The following is a 14,932-nucleotide window of genomic DNA, read 5'->3' as shown; positions in this document are numbered from 1 at the left end:
ATTCTCGTCGCACTCGCAGGCGGCGGCGGGTGGGGCTTGCGTTGATCTGCATGGCTGCCTATCATCCCCTCGTTGCACGAAAGTGCACGAAACTACGTGAGGCTGCCATGACCCCGAAAACCCAGAATTCCCCTGCCGATCGCCCCTGGCTCGTCCTGATTGCAGGGCCTTACATGTCGGGCACCGACGGCGACCCGGCGCGCATCGCGGCCAACCGGGCCGAGAACTCGAGCGACACGCGCTGCCGATCTACGAGCGTGGCCACCTGCCGCTCATCGGCGAGTGGATGGCGCTGCCGATCATCCATTCAGCGGGCGGCCGCGAGCATGGTGACGAGGTGTTCCAGGCTTACCAGTACCCGGTGGCGCACCGGCTGATCGAGCGCTGCGACGCGGTGCTGCGCCTGCCCGGCGCCTCGCGCGGGGCCGACATGGATGTGGCCAGAGCGCAGTCGCTCGGCCTGAAGGTGCTCTACGACGTGAACGAGCTGCCGTTGCGCGCGGCCTGAGCGTCGTCAGGCGCGGGAGGCGAGTGCATCCAACTCACCGAAATGGCTGCAGCTGCGACACATGGTTTGCTCGGGCGCTTCGAGCAGGTCGTCCCAGCCGATGGGCTGCTGGCATTCGTCGCACAACCCATAGCGGCCGCGACCGATGCGCTCCTGGGCCTGCTGAACCGCGGCAAGCGCCTGCTCGGCGCGTTCGATGCGCGCGAGCAGCGAGCCACCGTCGTCTTGTTTGTACTTGTCGTCCATGAGGTTGCGCTGGGCGTGGGCCGACAGGCGGTTGCGCTGCGCGCGGATCTCCTCGCCGAGATACCGCGAGCGCTCTCGCAGGCGGCTCTGGAACAGGGCCAGGAGGATCATGTCCGGGTCGGCCGGACGCGGGGGAAGATCCTTGCTTCGGCTGGTCATGCGTGTCTCCATGGAGCGCATCGCCTCCTTTGACTACCCGGTACAGCTTGAAGGCTTGCGCGGTTAGCGTCGTTGAGCACGATCAAGTTCTATCGAGATGCAGCTCCGGGCGCGGGCGCCCGAGAGATGAACATAGCTGCTGATCACGGTCACGGCAAGGCGTGTCTCGTGCTGCAGCGCGATATGTACGAGGGCCGCAGGGGCATTGCATCCAGCCCTGCGGCGCGCTTCAATGCGGGTTCGCCGCACCACCCAGGAGACGCTCATGGCAAGCAAGAACCAGAAGGCCGCCGCAGCGCGGGCCAATGCCCCGGCTGCATCCATTCCACTGATGGCCAATGGCGAGACGTCGGGCTTCGCGCTGGCGCAGGAGCAGATGCAATCGCTGATGGCGCTCGCCGATCTGGTGCTGAAACGGGCCGAAGAGATACGTCGCTGTCAGCTTGATGCGGCGCAGCAGGCGCGCAAGCGCCACGACAAGGCCCGTGCGGATGTCGCGTCAGCGGCCAACCCCACCGAGCTGCTCAACGTGCAGGCCGAGATGCTGCGCGGTGACCTGGAAAGCGCCAGCCAGTACTGGCAGCGCTTGACGGCGATCTGCACCGCGGCGCAGGCCGAGACCCTTGAGCACATCACCCGCTCGGCCGCCCAGTTCGGCCCTGTGGCGGCAGCGGCCGGTAGCGCGGCGGCCAACACGGTGACCACCGCGCCCGAGCCCACCACGATCGACAGGGCCGACGGCGCCGACCCCGCGCAGGCCTGGAACCGCTGGGTCGATCTTGGCAAGCAGTGGTCCGACATGCTGTACCGCACCGAGGCGGCATTGCATTGAGGTCACTCCGCGGCCGATTGCACCCAGTGCGACTGGCCCGATTTCACGATGGTCACCGGCACTGGCGAGCCGCGCAGCACCCGCTGCGACACCGAGCCGAGCAGCGTGCTTCGTACCACGCCGCGGCCGCGTGCGCCCATCACCACCGCGTCGCAGTCGTAGCGCTCGCCGGCTTCGAGGATGGTGGGGCCCGGCTCGCCGGTGAGCAGCTCTTTCTCGAATTCGATGTCGGCCTGGCGCAGCAGGTCTTCGGCGCCTTCGAGCGAGTGGTGGCCGGCGGCGCCGCTCACGCGCTCCAGCACGTCGGCGCTCGGGGCGAGCACCATCTCGTAGAGATAGGTGGGCTCCTGCACATTGATGAGCACGACTTTGGCAGCGAGGCCGCTGCGCACGAGCGCGATGACATGCCGCACCGCATCGAGCGAATGCTCCGAGCCGTCGACCGGCAGCAGGATCTTCATGGACAACCTCCAGGGGAAGGACAAGGGGAGCTTACGCGCCGCGCCATGCAAAGCCAAGCTGCGCGCCAGGGCCTTCTGGCACACTCGGGCATCGTCCGCACCGACTGACCAGACATCTGCACGGAGACATCATCGACATGAACGCACGAACCTTGCTCGTGGCGCTTGCCATCGCCGGCCATGCCGGTCTTGTGTCGGCGCAGATGTACAAGTGCGGCAACACCTTCAGCCAGACGCCCTGCGCCCCCGACGCGGTGGCCAAGTCGACCGCCCCGTCGGCGGCGCCCGATGCGGCGGCGGGTGTCACCGGTTACGAGCTGTGCGCCGCGGCGGCGCGCAAGATGGTGCGCTCGCCCGAGCCCGAAACCGCACGCATCCAGCCGATCGGCGAGCGGCGCAGCGAGGTCATCCAGTACGCCGGCAAGCCGATCGCCACCCACCGCTACGACCTCGCGATCGATGCCAAGACGCAGTACGGCGTGTTCTCCGGCCAGCAGCCCTATGCCTGCTGGCTGAGCGAAGACCAGCGCCGGGTGCTGCAGTTCAGCTCGACGCGCAACTGAAGCGCCGACGACACCGCGGCCCCTCGGCACCGATCTTGCCGGGCCGTGGGTCATGGACGAACTTTTCAACGCCGTGCAATGGCCGGCCATGGTCGTGACCTTGCTCGCCTCGTGGCTGGTGGCCTCGCGCAGCGCACGCCGGCGCGCCATCGGTTTCTGGTGCTTCATCGCGAGCAATGTGCTGTGGGTGGTGTGGGGCTGGCATGCGCAGGCCTATGCGCTGATCGCTTTGCAGGTGGGCCTTTTCGTGCTGAACCTGCGCGGCGCGAAGAAGGCTGACGACGCTTCGGAGCAGCAGGGCGCCTGAGCACGCGCATTCAGTGCGCTACTAGCACCGGCAGCGGCACCTGCTTCAGCACGGAGCGCGAGGCGCCGCCGAGCACCAGTTCGCGGGCGCGGCTGTGGCCGTAGCAGCCCATCACCAGCAGGTCGGCGCAGAGCGCGTGCGTCTGCGCCAGGATGGCTTCGCCGATGCGCGACGGCGCCCGGCCGAGCGCATGCAGCTGTGGGGTGACGCCGTGTGCCTGCAGCAGCGTGTCGAGAGTGAAAGCCGAGGCCGCGCGCTCCCGGCGGTCGTGCGGTTCGTCCCACTGGAGCACGTGCACTTCGGCGGCGGCCTGCAGCAGCGGCAGGGCGGCAGCCACTGCACGGGCCGATTCGCGCGAGGGTTTCCAGGCGATCACGATGCGCTGCCCGGGTTCGCCGGTGGCCATCTCGTCGGGCACGACGAGCGCGGGCTTGCCGCTGTGCACCACCACGGTTTCGGCAAAGTTGGCCGGCAGCTGCTCGGTGTGGTCGCCGCTGGTGGCCCGCTTGCCGAGCACCAGCAGGTCGGCAAAAAGCGCCTGGTGGGTGAGGGCGGCAAGCGGCGACTCGGTGGTCGTTTCCGACCAGTGGACGGGTGGGCCACCCAGCGAGACCATCTTGTCGACCGCCGCGCGGGCGTGGCGGCGGCCGTCGATGTCGCCGAAGCGGGCCGCATCGGCCAGCACGTTGGCCGAAAACGATGACGGCAGCTCGGCACTGCCGACCGTCACCGCAAACAAGGCATTCACGCGGGCACGATGGCGCACCGCCAGCTGCCGCGCCACCCGCAGGCGCACCGCGCAGGCCGGCGAGGCGTCGAGGTGGACGAGCAGGCTGCGCATCGCGCCCGGGCCCTGCGTCAGTGAGCGAGCAGCACCGGCACCGTCATCGAGCGCAGCACGGTGCGCGTCGCGCCGCCGAGCACCAGCTCGCGGGCACGGCTGTGGCCGTAGCAGCCCATCACCAGCAAGTCGCTGCCGAGGTCGGTGGTGAGCGACAGCAGCCGCTCGCCAGCCTGTCCGGGGCCGTCGCCATACCAGTGCAGGGTGGCGCTGATGCCGTGGCAGGCAAGGTATTGCTCGAGCAGCGCACGGTCGGCGGCGGCCTGGGCTGCGCCTTGGGGGTCGTTCCAGCTCACCACGTGCACGACCTTGGCCCGCGCGAGCAATGGCAGTGCTGCCGACAGGGCACGGGCCGACTCGCGGCTGGCATTCCAGGCGACGAGGATGTTCTGGCCGACGAGGCCCACGTCGCCGGTGTAGGGCACAACGAGTGCTGGCTTGCCGCTGTCGATCACCACCGACTCGACGAAGTCGGCCGGCACGTCGCGCGAATAGGGCGCGCCTGCCTCGTGCTGGCCGAGCACCACCAGGTCGGCGCAGTAGGCCGCCTGCGCCGTGCCCCAGGCGGGCGGCTCGGTGCCCAGCTCGCGCCAGTCGACGTGCGGGCCTTCGCCCTTGACCGCCCGATCGAACTGCGACAGCGCCCGCTCGCGGCGCTCGGCATCGAGCTTGAGCACGAAGGCGCCGGCCTGCGAGCTTTCGGCGGCGGTGAACGGCATCTCCACAAAGCTCGACGTCACGGCAAAGAGCCCGGTGACGCGCGCCTCGTGGGCCAACGCGAGTTGGCGCGCCACCTGCAGCCGCACCGCGCAGCGCGGCGAGGCGTCGAGGTGGACCAGGATGTGTTTGATCGGGCTCATGGCAGGCTCCTCGCAGGTGGGGTCAGCGCACGATGAGCACCGGCGTCGTGCAGTGCGCCAGCACACGCGCCGTCACCGAGCCCATGACGAGCGAGCTGAGCGGCGACTGGCCGTGCGAGCCCATCATCACGAGCTCGTATTGGCCTTCCTTGGCGGTGGCGGCGATGGTGTCGGCCGCATGGCCCACCTTGATCAGGTAGTTGGGCTTCCACTTCTGCTCGGCCGCCACCGGACGCACGGTCTTCAGCACTTCTTCCGCCTGGTCGTCGTAGTAAGTCTGCAGCGAGCTGCGGTCGATGTAGCCGGTGACGTGGGGCGGCACCGGCGTCACCACCGTGAGCACGGTGAACTCACCGGACGGGCCGATCAGCTCAGGGTGCGCCGCCAGGTAGCTCAGCATGCGCTTGGTGTAGGGACTGCCGTCGACAGCCAGAAGGATTTTCATGGTGGGGCCTCACGTGTGACGTGTTGGACATCAGGCTGAACAGTACAGCCGCGTGCTCCCGCAGGCTTGACCTGGGTCAAGTGCGGGTGCGTCCCATTCTGCCGCTGTCGCGGCGCGCGTCGTGTGGCCAGTCAGGTGACCCTTGGGGTGGCTCAGTCGACGATGGCGGAGTAGACGAGGTTCTTCAGCTGGCCGCGGATGTTGAAGGTGCCTGAGGGCACGAGCTGCGTCATGAAGATCACGACCAGGTCTTCGACCGGGTCGACCCAGAAGATGGTCGAGGCCATGCCGCCCCAATAGAAATCACCGGGGCCATAGCTGCCGGCCGCCACTTCGCTGATCGTGGTGGCGAAGCCCAGGCCGAAGCCGATGCCTTCGTTGGCCGTCTCGGAGAAATTGCCGAGTGCCACTTGCGTGAGGTCTTTGCCGCCGGCGAGATGGTTCTGCGTCATCAGGCGCAGCGTGCGCGGGCCGATGATGCGGGCGCCGTCGAGCTCGCCGCCGCGGCGCAGCATCTCGCAGAAGCGGTGGTAGTCGGTCATGGTGCTGACGAGGCCGCCGCCACCCGACACGAAGACCGGCGGCTTGGCGTAGGAGCTGTTCTGCGGGTCGTCCATCACCGCCAGCGACTTGTCTTCGCGGCGCACGTAGTTGGCGGCGAAGCGGTCGACCTTCTCGGGCGCGATGTGGAATGCCGTGTCCTTCATGCCCAGCGGGTCGAAGATGTGCTTCTGCAGGTAGTCCTCGAAGGGCATGCCCGAGATGGCCTGCACCAGGTAGCCGCAGACGTCGGTGGAGAACGAATACATCCAGCGCTCGCCCGGCTCGTAGCGCAGCGGCACCTGGCCGAGCTTCTTGACGAAGCTCTCCAGGTCTTGCCTTGCCCCGCGGGTGAGTCCAAGGTCGCTGTAGACCTGGTCGACCGGGTGCAGCGTGGCGCCGGGAATGGCGAGCGGCCCGCCGCCATAAGTGATGCCGCCGCTGTGGTTGAGCATGTGGCGAAAGCTCACCGGCCGGTCAGGTGCCTTGGTCTGCATCGTCGGGCCCGAGCCCGAGACCCACACGCGCTGCTTCTTCCACTCGGGGATGTAGCGTGACACCGCATCGTTGAGCTGGAAGTGGCCTTGCTCGTAGAGCTGCATCAGTGCGATCGAGGTGATCGGCTTGGTCATCGAGTAGATGCGGAAGATGGTGTCGTCGCGCAGCGGCTTGTCGCGCTCGCGGTCCATCTGGCCGAGCGTGCTCTGGTAGGCGACCTTGCCGTGCCTTGCCACGAGCGTCTGGCAGCCGACGAGCTTGCCGGTCTTGATGTAGTGCTTGTTGAGGTGCTCGGTGATCAGACTGAGGCGGTCTGCATCAAGGCCGTGTTGAGACATGCTGGGTCATCCTTGACAGAAGAGTTCCCCGGTAGGGGACAGGCCGCAAAGCGGCCAGGGGGTGCGCCGAGGTGTTCGCGGGCCCGGCCCGATCCGGGTTTCCCGGTCGGGTCGGGTCGGGTAGCCCCTCGGGGGCCGCCGCCCGACGGCGGGGGTCAACATCTAAGCGGGCACCGCCATCATGTTTTCGAAGTTTGTGCGGTAGAACATTTCCTTGGCGTCCTCGCTGATGTCGGTGAAGGTGCGCTCGAAGCGGCCGATCGGGTCGTTGGTGCCCTCGGGGTGCGGGTAGTCGCTCGAGAAGAGAAAGAGCTTCGGGCCCGGCGTCGCGGATGATGCGGCCCACGTCTTCGCCGGGGAAGGGCGTGAACTTCACCGCGCGGCGGATGTAGTCCGAGGGCTTCATCGGCATCGCGGCGAGTGTCGGGTCGCCCTTCTTGAAGATGCGCTGCGACAGGTCGAGCATGCGCAGGAACTCCGGCACCCAGCCGGCACCGAGTTCGATCACGCCACCTCTGAGCTTGGGGAAGCGCTCGAACACCCCGTCGAACACCAGCGCGGTCAGGAACTGCTGCGGCGCGATCGACAGCACCATGAAATCTCGCACGCGCAGGTTTTCGCCGTCTTCGGCGCCGGTGATGTCTTTCGGTTTCGGCAGCCCGTTGTTCTCGTATTCGGGGATCTTGGTCTTGCTGTTGGGCCCCACGTGCAGCATGAAGGGCACGCGCAGGTCGCAGAAGGCCTGCCAGACGATGTCGAGATCAGGGTGGCCGGGCGACTTGTTCCCGGCAGGCATGCCGGGGATCCAGAACGCGCCGCAGCCCAGGCGCACGCCTTCCTTCATCTCCTCGACGCAGCGCACCGGGTCGGCAAGCGAGAGCTGGCCCACGGCGATGAGCCGGTCGTCACCGGCGCAGAACTCGCCCATCGCGCGGTTGTGCGCCCGCACGCCGCCGTAGCGCACGTCCATGTCCTCGTGTTGAAGGTACTGGCCGGCCGAGAAGGTGGAGAACACCAGTTGGCGATGGAAGCCCAGGTCGTCGAGCGCGGCCTTGCGCTCGGCGGCGTCGAAGGCCCCCGGCGCGCGCCAGCCTTTCAGGCCATGCACCACGTCGCTGGGTTGCTCGCCGCGGGCGGCGCGCTCCTTCTGCTTCTCGACTTCCTGCTGGATGAACTCGTAGCTGTTGGTCGCCGACTTCGACAGGTTCAGCGGCGGCATCCTGTCGCGGAGCTCCGGGTCGGTGTGGCGGGCGATCCAGTCGACCGTCTCCATGATGTGGCTGTCGGCGTCGTGGCAGACGCGGTTCGCGGCGTAGGTCATCACGAGTCTCCTTGCACCCCGCGTGGTGCAGGGCCTGAAATTAGTATAACGATCGTGTAATAGCGTGCGCCCGGGGCAACCCGCAGAGTGGAGGGTTGTGGGCGCATTCCCTCGCGGATTCCCGCTTTCGCGGGAATGCCGGGACGGCGGACGCCGCCTCAGGCTTTGCGGCGCTTGGCGGCCGGCTTGGCGGCCTTGGTCTTCGCTGCCGTGGCCTTGGCCACCACCGGCTTGCCGCTGCGCTGCTGCTGCGCATGCAGCGCCTGCCAGCCGCCGACCACGAAATCGCTCCACACCTGCGAGGCCCGCTCGGCGCTGATGCCGGCACGCTTCAACGCGCGCGACGAGAGGATGGGCGCGTTCACCGTCATCACCGTGCAGATGAAGGCCACGTCTTGCGGCAGCCCGTAAGTCTTCATCAGCCGCTTGATGAAGTGTTCGGTGACGGCGGTGCGCTCGTTGCGCTCGCGCTGGTGCACGAGTTCGGCCACGCTGCGGTCGCCCGCCAGCAGCCGGATGATCGGGCCGCGCTCGTAGAGGTAGTTGAAGGCATTGCGGTTGGAGGCGCGGATCAGCGGCTCCATCGGTACCTCGTCGGGCAGCACGTCGAGCTTGTGCCGGCCGAGGTAGACGTATTCGCGCTCCAGCACCGCGCGCAGCATGTCTTCGCGGCGGGTGAAGTACTTGTAGACCAGCGGCTTGCTCACCCCTGCCTGCTGGGCCACGTTTTCCAGCGTGAAAGTCGACAGACCGCGCTCGACGATGTAGGCGACGGCGCTGTCGAGGATCTGCTCGCGCCGCGCTTCGGGCGACATCCGGCGCGCACGGGTGGTGGGTTCTGCGGGGGGTGTTCGAGCGGGCATTCGCACAAGGGCAGCTATGGCGCTGGCCGCGAGCATAGGGCCTGGTTTCGTGAACAAAGCGACAGACCGCTCAGGGCTTACCCGTCTTCATCGATTGCACGGCCGGCCGATATCGAACGAAGCCGATCCCCTGGGCAGGCTCTCGCCCAGGTTTGCACAGACAAGGTTCACCCCATGACGAAGCCGAACAAGCCCGCCGCTGCGAGCGAGCCCGCCACCCAGCCCAGCGAAACCGTGCTCTACCGCACCGAGCAGGCCTGTGTGATGCGTCGCACGCAGGCCGATGGGCAGCGTGTGGTGGTCAAGCAGGCCATCGGTGCGCCGGCCGTGCGGCGGCTGGGCCATGAAGTGGCGATGCTGCGCCGCGTGGCGCACGTGGCGGGCGTGCCCGTCGTGCTGGAAACGCCCGCCCCCGACACCCTGGTGCTGCGCGATGACGGCGGCATCGCGCTCGCCGATTTCCTGCGCGAGCACCGCCTCGGCATCGACCAGGTGGTGGCCTATGCGCTGGGCGCCGCGCGCATCCTCGCCGCCGTGCACAAGGCCGGCGTGGTGCACAAGGACATCGGCCCCGGCAACCTGCTGATCCACCCCGAGACCCTGGCGCCGACGCTGATCGACTTCAACATCTCCGTGCTCGCAGGCGCCCAGGCGCCAACCGGCAGTGCCGCCGCCGAAGGCGAGATCGCCGGCACCTGGGCCTACATGTCGCCCGAGCACACCGGCCGCACCGGCCGCGCGCCCGATGCACGCTCCGACCTCTATTCCTTCGGCGTCACGCTCTACCAGGTGCTGACCGGCCGCAAGCCCTTCGAGACCGAAGACCTGCTGGAGCTGGTGCATGCGCACCTGGTGCAGATGCCCGAAGCGCCCACCGCGTTCGTGGCCGAGGTGCCGACCGTGCTGTCCGACATGGTGATGCGCCTGCTCGCCAAGGAGCCCGAGAAGCGTTACCAGAGCGCCGAAGGCCTCGCACAGGACCTGCAGCGCCTGCAGCGCGGGCTCGCCGCGAAGAAGGTCGAGGCGTTCGAGCTGGGGGCCTTCGACTTCGGCGCCGAGCTGAAGTCGCCGGCCGCGCTCGTGGGCCGCGAAGAAGAGATCGGCCTGCTGCGCGCCGCGCTGGAGGCCACACGCGAAGGCCGCAAGCCCTGGCTGTGGATCAAGGGCGAAGCTGGCGTCGGCAAGTCGGCCCTGATCGACGAGTTGCGCGCCATCGCGGCGACCCGCCGTGCCTGGTATGCGGGTGGGCGTTTCAGCGCCGCGTCGGCCGCCGACAGCACCCACGCGCTCGGTGGCTTCAGTGCCCTCGGCCGCCAGCTGGTGGCGCTGCCAACCGAGCAGCTCGGCCAGGTGCGCGAGAAGCTGCTGGCCGCGCTCGATGGTCGCCTCGGCTATGGCGTGGCGCAGCTGCCTGAATTCCAGACCCTGCTCGGCGAGCACCCGGCGGCCGAGCCCGAAGGCGATGCCGATGCCGCCGAAACCGCGATCGCCGATGCCGCCGTGCGCCTGCTGCGCGCACTCGCCAGCGCCGAGCGCCCCGTGGTGATGGTGGCCGATGACCTGCAGCATGCGCCGTCGCTGACCTTCAAGCTGCTGGCCGCCGTGTGCGACGAAGCGGCCCGCGAACCCATGCCCGGCTTGCTGCTGGTGAGCGCGAGCCCGGCCACGCCAGGCGGCCTGAAGGCCTCGACCGAATTGAACCTGGCGCCGCTCGCACCCGACGCTGCCGCGCGCCTGATCGCCGCCATGCTGCGCATGACGGCCGAAGAGGCCGCGCCGCTCGCCACGGCGCTTGCACGCCACACCCAGCACCGCCCGGGCCGCATCGTCGCGCTGCTGAACGCTCTGCGCGCCGACAGCGTGCTGAGCCTGGGTGACGGCCGCTGGGAATGGGACGCCGACGCCGTGCGCCGCTACGTCGGTGCCGCAGGCCCCGCCGAGCTGCAGGCGCGCATCGCCGCCTGCCCGAAGGCCAGCGTCGAGCTGGTCAACGCGCTGGCCGCTCTCGGTGGCCGTGCCGACTGGGGCGACCTCGCCGCCGCCACCGGCCTGACCAAGGCGCGCCTGCGCAAGCCGCTGGCCGCGGTCATCGACGACGGCCTCGTGGTCGACGGTGACACCGGGGCGGCACTGTCGCGGCCGAACGTGGGCGAGGCCGCCCTGGCAACGCTTGCCGAGGCCGACCGGCGTGCGCTGCACCTCGGCTTCGCGCGCAAGCTCGACGCGGCCAAGCGCCCCGAGGCGCTGGTGGCCACTCAGTATTTCCACGCCGGCCTCACCGCGGATGCCCAGCTCGACGCCAGCGAACGCCGCCGCGCCGCCGAGTTGCTCGAGCACGAAGGCGACGCCTTGCGCGCCCGTGGCCAGATCGACCTCGCGGAGCGTTACCTGTGCGCCGCGCTGCAGTCGCTCAAGCTGGTGGCCGGCGCCGACGAGCAGCAACGAGTGTTCGAGCTGAGCGTCAAGCGGCTGCAATGTCTCTTCGAACTCGGCCGCCACGGCGACGTCGACGGTGTTTACCGATCGCTGCTCGATGCCGGCTTCGCCCCGGAGCTGCTGAGTGGTGCGCTGCGCCACCAGATCTACAGCCTGGTGGCACGCAGCAAGTTCGTCGACGCGATGCAGGCCGGCCTCGACCTGCTGGCGCGTCTCAACATGCCCAAGCCGGCCGACATCCGCCCGGACCTGGGCGCCGGCATCGCGCGCCTGGTCGGCTGGTACCGCGGAGACGATCGCCTGCGCGATTTCGATCGCCCCGAGATCAACACCGGCCGCGAGCTGGCCCTGGCGCAGAGCCTGCCCGAGACCACCACGCCCGCCTACTTCGCCGACCCGCCGACATGGGCCTGGCTCACGCTGATGGCCCACAAGATCTGGGTCGAGCACGGCCCGCACCCGCGGCTGGCCGGCTCGGTCGCGTCGCTGCCTTTCGTGCTGGTCGGCACGCCGCAGGACTTCCGCGGCGCGCACGCGGTGGGCCGCCACGTGATCGAGGTGTGCGAGAAGCGCGGCTTCGACCAAGCCCAGGCGCTGGGGCGTTGCATCTTCGCGATCTCGGCAGCGCACTGGGTCGATTCGCTTGAGCTGATCCTCGGCGAGTTTCACCGCGCACGCGCCGACCTGATGCGCATGCGCGAGCCCTTCGTCGCCTTCAGCTACGTCGCAAGCGACGTGGCGTTCGACTGCCAGCCCACGCTGGCCCTGGCCATGCCCGAGGTGAAGGCCGGGCTCGACTTCGCCCTGGCGCAGCGCAACCTGGACTTCCAGCAGCGCTACCAGCCGCGCCTGCAGCTGCAGCTGGCGCTGCGCGGTGAAACGCGCTCGGCAGGTGCCTTGACCGACGATCACTTCGACGAGGCCGACTACGTCACCAAGATCGACCCGACGGGCACGACGGCGGCGACGTACCACATGGTGGCCACGATCCGGGCAGCGCTGTTCGGTGAGATGGCGCCCTTGGCGAAGCACAGCGCGCTGGCCGTCGCGCTCGCCCCCCGCACTCCCGGCTACTACCTGAGCGCCGTGGCACGCGTGCTGCGCGTGCTCTCGCTGGCCGACCAGCTGCGCAGTGCGGCCGAGGACGACAAGGCCAAGCTCGTCGAAGAACTCGAACAGACCCTGGCGTGGGTGAAGGCCCGCGCCGCCGATGCGCCGGCCAACTTCGCCCACCTCGCGGCCTGGCTCGACGCCGAACGCGCCTGGGCACTGGAGTCGGTGTGGACGGCCGGTGCTGCCTTCGATGCCGCCGTGGCCGCCGCGAAGGACGTGCCGCGCCCGTGGCACAAGGCACTGATCCATGAACGCGCCGCGCTCTTCCGCCTGTCGCAGGGCATGGAAGAAGCGGCCAAGCCCATCCTCGCCACGGCCTGCGAGCTGTACGACGCGTGGGGCGCCGCCGGCAAGGTGAAGGAGCTGCGCCGCCAGCATGCTTTCCTGCGCTCGGGCAAAGGCCTGTCGCGCAGCGACTCCGGCAAGACCACGGCGGTCGTCGGCGCCGAGATGCTCGACCTGATGGCCGTGCTGCGCGCCTCGCAGGCGCTGGTTTCGGAGACGGTGCTCGCCAAGCTGACCGACCGCGTCGGCAAGGTGCTCGGCACCATCACCGGCGCGACCGGCGTGCAGCTGATCGTGCGGCCGGAAGAAGGTTCGACCGACTGGGTGATGGCGCACACGCTGGGCGATGCGAAGCCGCAGACGGTGGACGAAGCCGGTGCGGCCGGCGAGCTGGCCCTGTCGGCCTTCCGCTACGCGGAGCGCACGCGTGAGCTGCTGCTGATCGAAGACGTGGTGCGCGACGAGCGCTTCTCGGAAGACGCCTTCGCGCAGAAGCTCGAGCAGTGCTCGATGATGTTCTCGCCGATCGTCAAGCAGGGCCACCTGCACGCGATGCTGGTGCTCGAGAACCGCCAGCGCCGCAACGCCTTCAGCGGCGACCGCCTCGACTCGGTGGCGCTGATCGCCGGCCAGCTGTCCGTGTCGCTCGACAACGCGCTGCTCTACGCCTCGCTGGAAAAGCGCGTGGCCGAGCGCACCGCCCAGCTGCGCCAGAAGACCAACGACATCAACGCGATGCTGCAGAACATGCCGCAGGGCGTGCTGACGGTGGTCTCGGGCGGGGTGATCCACCCCGAGTACTCGGCGTACCTCGAAACCATCTTCGAAACGAAGGACATCGCCGGCGTGTCGGTGATGGACCTGATCTTCACGAACACCAGCCTCGGCGCCGACCTGCTCTCGCAGGTGGACGCGGCCATCGCCTCGGTGATCGGCGAAGACGAGATGAACTACGAGTTCAACTCGCACCTGCTGGTGGCCGAACTCGACAAGACGCTGGCCGACGGCCGTGTGAAGTCGCTGGCACTCAGCTGGTCGCCCATCGTGGGCGAAGAGGGCCACGTCGACAAGCTCATGCTCTGCGTGCGCGACGTGACCGGTTTCAAGCGCCTGGAAGCCGAGGCCAGCGCCCGCAAGCGCGAGCTGCAGGTGATCGGCGAGATCCTGGCGGTGAGCCAGGAGAAGTTCCACGAGTTCATCGACAGTGCGCGCGGCTTCATCGCCGAGAACAAGGCGCTGATCGAGAAGACCGCCGACAAGCAGATGGACGCGATCAACCTGCTGTTCCGCAACATGCACACCATCAAAGGCAATGCGCGGACCTATGGCTTCCTCGGCCTCACGAACCAGGTGCATGTGACCGAGCAGCACTACGACGACCTGCGCAAGGAGGCCGACGCGGTGTGGGAGCAAAGCACGCTCTTGAGCGAGCTGCGCGAGGTGGGCGAGCTCATCGAGCAGTACGCCCACGTGAACGACGTGGTGCTCGGCCGCAAGGGCCCGGGCCGACGTGCGGCGGTCGAGAAGTTCCTGATGGTCGAGCGCGACACGGTGGCCGAGACGCTGCAGTTGCTGATGGGCGTGGACCACAGCGACCCCAATGCGATGCGCCTCGCGCTACAGCACGTGGGCAGCATGCTGCACATGCTGGGCACGCAGCCGATCGGGGAGATCCTCTCGGGCACCCTCGACTCGCTGCCGTCGCTCGCCAAGGAGCTGGGCAAGGCGGCGCCGCAGGTCCACATCGAAGACCACGGCCTGATGGTGCGCACGCAGGCGAGCGGCCTCTTGAAGAACCTCTTCACCCACCTGCTGCGCAACTCGGTCGACCACGGAATCGAAGCCCCCACCCAGCGCGCGCAAGCCGGCAAGCCCGAGGCCGGCCGCATCGACCTGCGCCTGCATGTGGACGACGGCAAGCTGTGGATCCACCTGCGCGACGACGGCCGCGGCCTTGCGCTCGGCAAGATCCGCCAGCGGGCGATGGAGCAGAACCTGCTCACGCGTGCCTCCAGCACCAGCGCGGAGGAAGTGGCTCAACTCATCTTCCGCTCCGGCTTCTCGACCGCCGAACAGGTGACCGAGGTGTCGGGCCGAGGCGTGGGCATGGACGCGGTGCGCGCGTTCCTCGAGAAAGAGGGCGGCTCGATCTCGATCCGCTTCCTCGACGACCGGAACCCAGACAAGGAAAGCGCCGACTTCCGCCCCTTCGAGACGGTGATCGCACTGCCCGACAAGTACGCCGCCTCGCTGCACGCGGCGATGTCGTTCGACGCCTTGCGCAGCCGGCTCGCGGCAGCCAGGAGCTGAGCGGAG

At 68.6% G+C, this 14,932-nt stretch carries 12 protein-coding genes and 1 pseudogene; 5 read left to right on the top strand and 8 right to left on the bottom strand.

What is annotated here, in order from left to right; all coding sequences use genetic code 11:
- Nucleotides 1–107: 107 nt before the first annotated feature.
- Nucleotides 108–508, top strand: a pseudogene (locus tag LRS03_RS05965) (DUF4406 domain-containing protein).
- A gap of 6 nt (nucleotides 509–514) precedes the next feature.
- Here the strand turns inward: LRS03_RS05965 and LRS03_RS05960 are convergent.
- Nucleotides 515–913 carry a hypothetical protein gene (locus tag LRS03_RS05960; protein WP_257824474.1) on the bottom strand — a complete coding sequence of 133 codons (399 nt, stop codon included), beginning with the start codon at nucleotides 911–913 and terminating at the stop codon, nucleotides 515–517.
- 265 nt (nucleotides 914–1,178) lie between these two features.
- On the opposite strand from LRS03_RS05960, the gene LRS03_RS05955 reads away from it, so the two are divergent.
- Entirely contained in the window at nucleotides 1,179–1,745 is a 567-nt protein-coding gene (locus LRS03_RS05955; protein ID WP_257824473.1) for a phasin family protein, read from the top strand.
- 2 nt (nucleotides 1,746–1,747) lie between these two features.
- On the opposite strand, the gene LRS03_RS05950 is transcribed toward LRS03_RS05955, so the two are convergent.
- A complete protein-coding gene (locus tag LRS03_RS05950; protein WP_257824472.1) occupies nucleotides 1,748–2,206 on the bottom strand; it encodes a universal stress protein in 459 nt (152 codons plus the stop codon).
- A 137-nt stretch (nucleotides 2,207–2,343) separates the two neighbouring features.
- On the opposite strand from LRS03_RS05950, the gene LRS03_RS05945 reads away from it, so the two are divergent.
- Both LRS03_RS05945 and LRS03_RS05940 read left to right on the top strand, forming a co-directional pair.
- On the top strand, nucleotides 2,344–2,769 hold the full coding sequence (locus LRS03_RS05945) for a hypothetical protein (RefSeq protein WP_257824471.1): 426 nt from the start codon (nucleotides 2,344–2,346) through the stop codon (nucleotides 2,767–2,769).
- A 52-nt stretch (nucleotides 2,770–2,821) separates the two neighbouring features.
- Nucleotides 2,822–3,076: a hypothetical protein gene (locus tag LRS03_RS05940; RefSeq protein ID WP_257824470.1), complete on the top strand. Its 255-nt coding sequence runs from the start codon at nucleotides 2,822–2,824 to the stop codon at nucleotides 3,074–3,076.
- Between the two features lie 10 nt (nucleotides 3,077–3,086).
- Here LRS03_RS05940 and LRS03_RS05935 read toward each other — a convergent pair whose 3' ends face one another.
- The 6 genes from LRS03_RS05935 to LRS03_RS05910 all read right to left on the bottom strand — a co-directional run bounded on the left by LRS03_RS05935 (nucleotide 3,087) and on the right by LRS03_RS05910 (nucleotide 8,734).
- Nucleotides 3,087–3,917, bottom strand: a complete 831-nt coding sequence (locus LRS03_RS05935) for a universal stress protein (protein ID WP_257824469.1) — start codon at nucleotides 3,915–3,917, stop codon at nucleotides 3,087–3,089.
- A gap of 17 nt (nucleotides 3,918–3,934) precedes the next feature.
- Nucleotides 3,935–4,777: a universal stress protein gene (locus LRS03_RS05930; protein ID WP_257824468.1), complete on the bottom strand. Its 843-nt coding sequence runs from the start codon at nucleotides 4,775–4,777 to the stop codon at nucleotides 3,935–3,937.
- Between the two features lie 22 nt (nucleotides 4,778–4,799).
- A complete protein-coding gene (locus tag LRS03_RS05925; protein WP_257824467.1) occupies nucleotides 4,800–5,222 on the bottom strand; it encodes a universal stress protein in 423 nt (140 codons plus the stop codon).
- A gap of 152 nt (nucleotides 5,223–5,374) precedes the next feature.
- Nucleotides 5,375–6,598, bottom strand: a complete 1,224-nt coding sequence (locus tag LRS03_RS05920; RefSeq protein ID WP_257824466.1) for a serine hydrolase domain-containing protein — start codon at nucleotides 6,596–6,598, stop codon at nucleotides 5,375–5,377.
- Nucleotides 6,579–7,919, bottom strand: a complete 1,341-nt coding sequence (locus LRS03_RS05915) for an amidohydrolase family protein (RefSeq protein ID WP_257824465.1) — start codon at nucleotides 7,917–7,919, stop codon at nucleotides 6,579–6,581. The genes LRS03_RS05920 and LRS03_RS05915 overlap by 20 nt, the downstream gene beginning before the upstream one ends.
- A gap of 158 nt (nucleotides 7,920–8,077) precedes the next feature.
- The gene (locus LRS03_RS05910) at nucleotides 8,078–8,734 is read right to left on the bottom strand and encodes a TetR/AcrR family transcriptional regulator (RefSeq protein WP_257824464.1); all 657 of its coding nucleotides are present in this window, start codon (nucleotides 8,732–8,734) and stop codon (nucleotides 8,078–8,080) included.
- A 222-nt stretch (nucleotides 8,735–8,956) separates the two neighbouring features.
- Between LRS03_RS05910 and LRS03_RS05905 the strand changes: the two genes are divergently transcribed.
- Entirely contained in the window at nucleotides 8,957–14,926 is a 5,970-nt protein-coding gene (locus LRS03_RS05905; protein ID WP_257824463.1) for an AAA family ATPase, read from the top strand.
- Nucleotides 14,927–14,932: the final 6 nt, after the last annotated feature.

The sequence above is a fragment of the Rhizobacter sp. J219 genome, from assembly GCF_024700055.1.
Lineage (GTDB): Bacteria > Pseudomonadota > Gammaproteobacteria > Burkholderiales > Burkholderiaceae_C > Rhizobacter.
The sequence above is the reverse complement of the archived record's forward strand: the minus strand, read 5'-3'. Positions and strand labels throughout refer to the sequence as shown.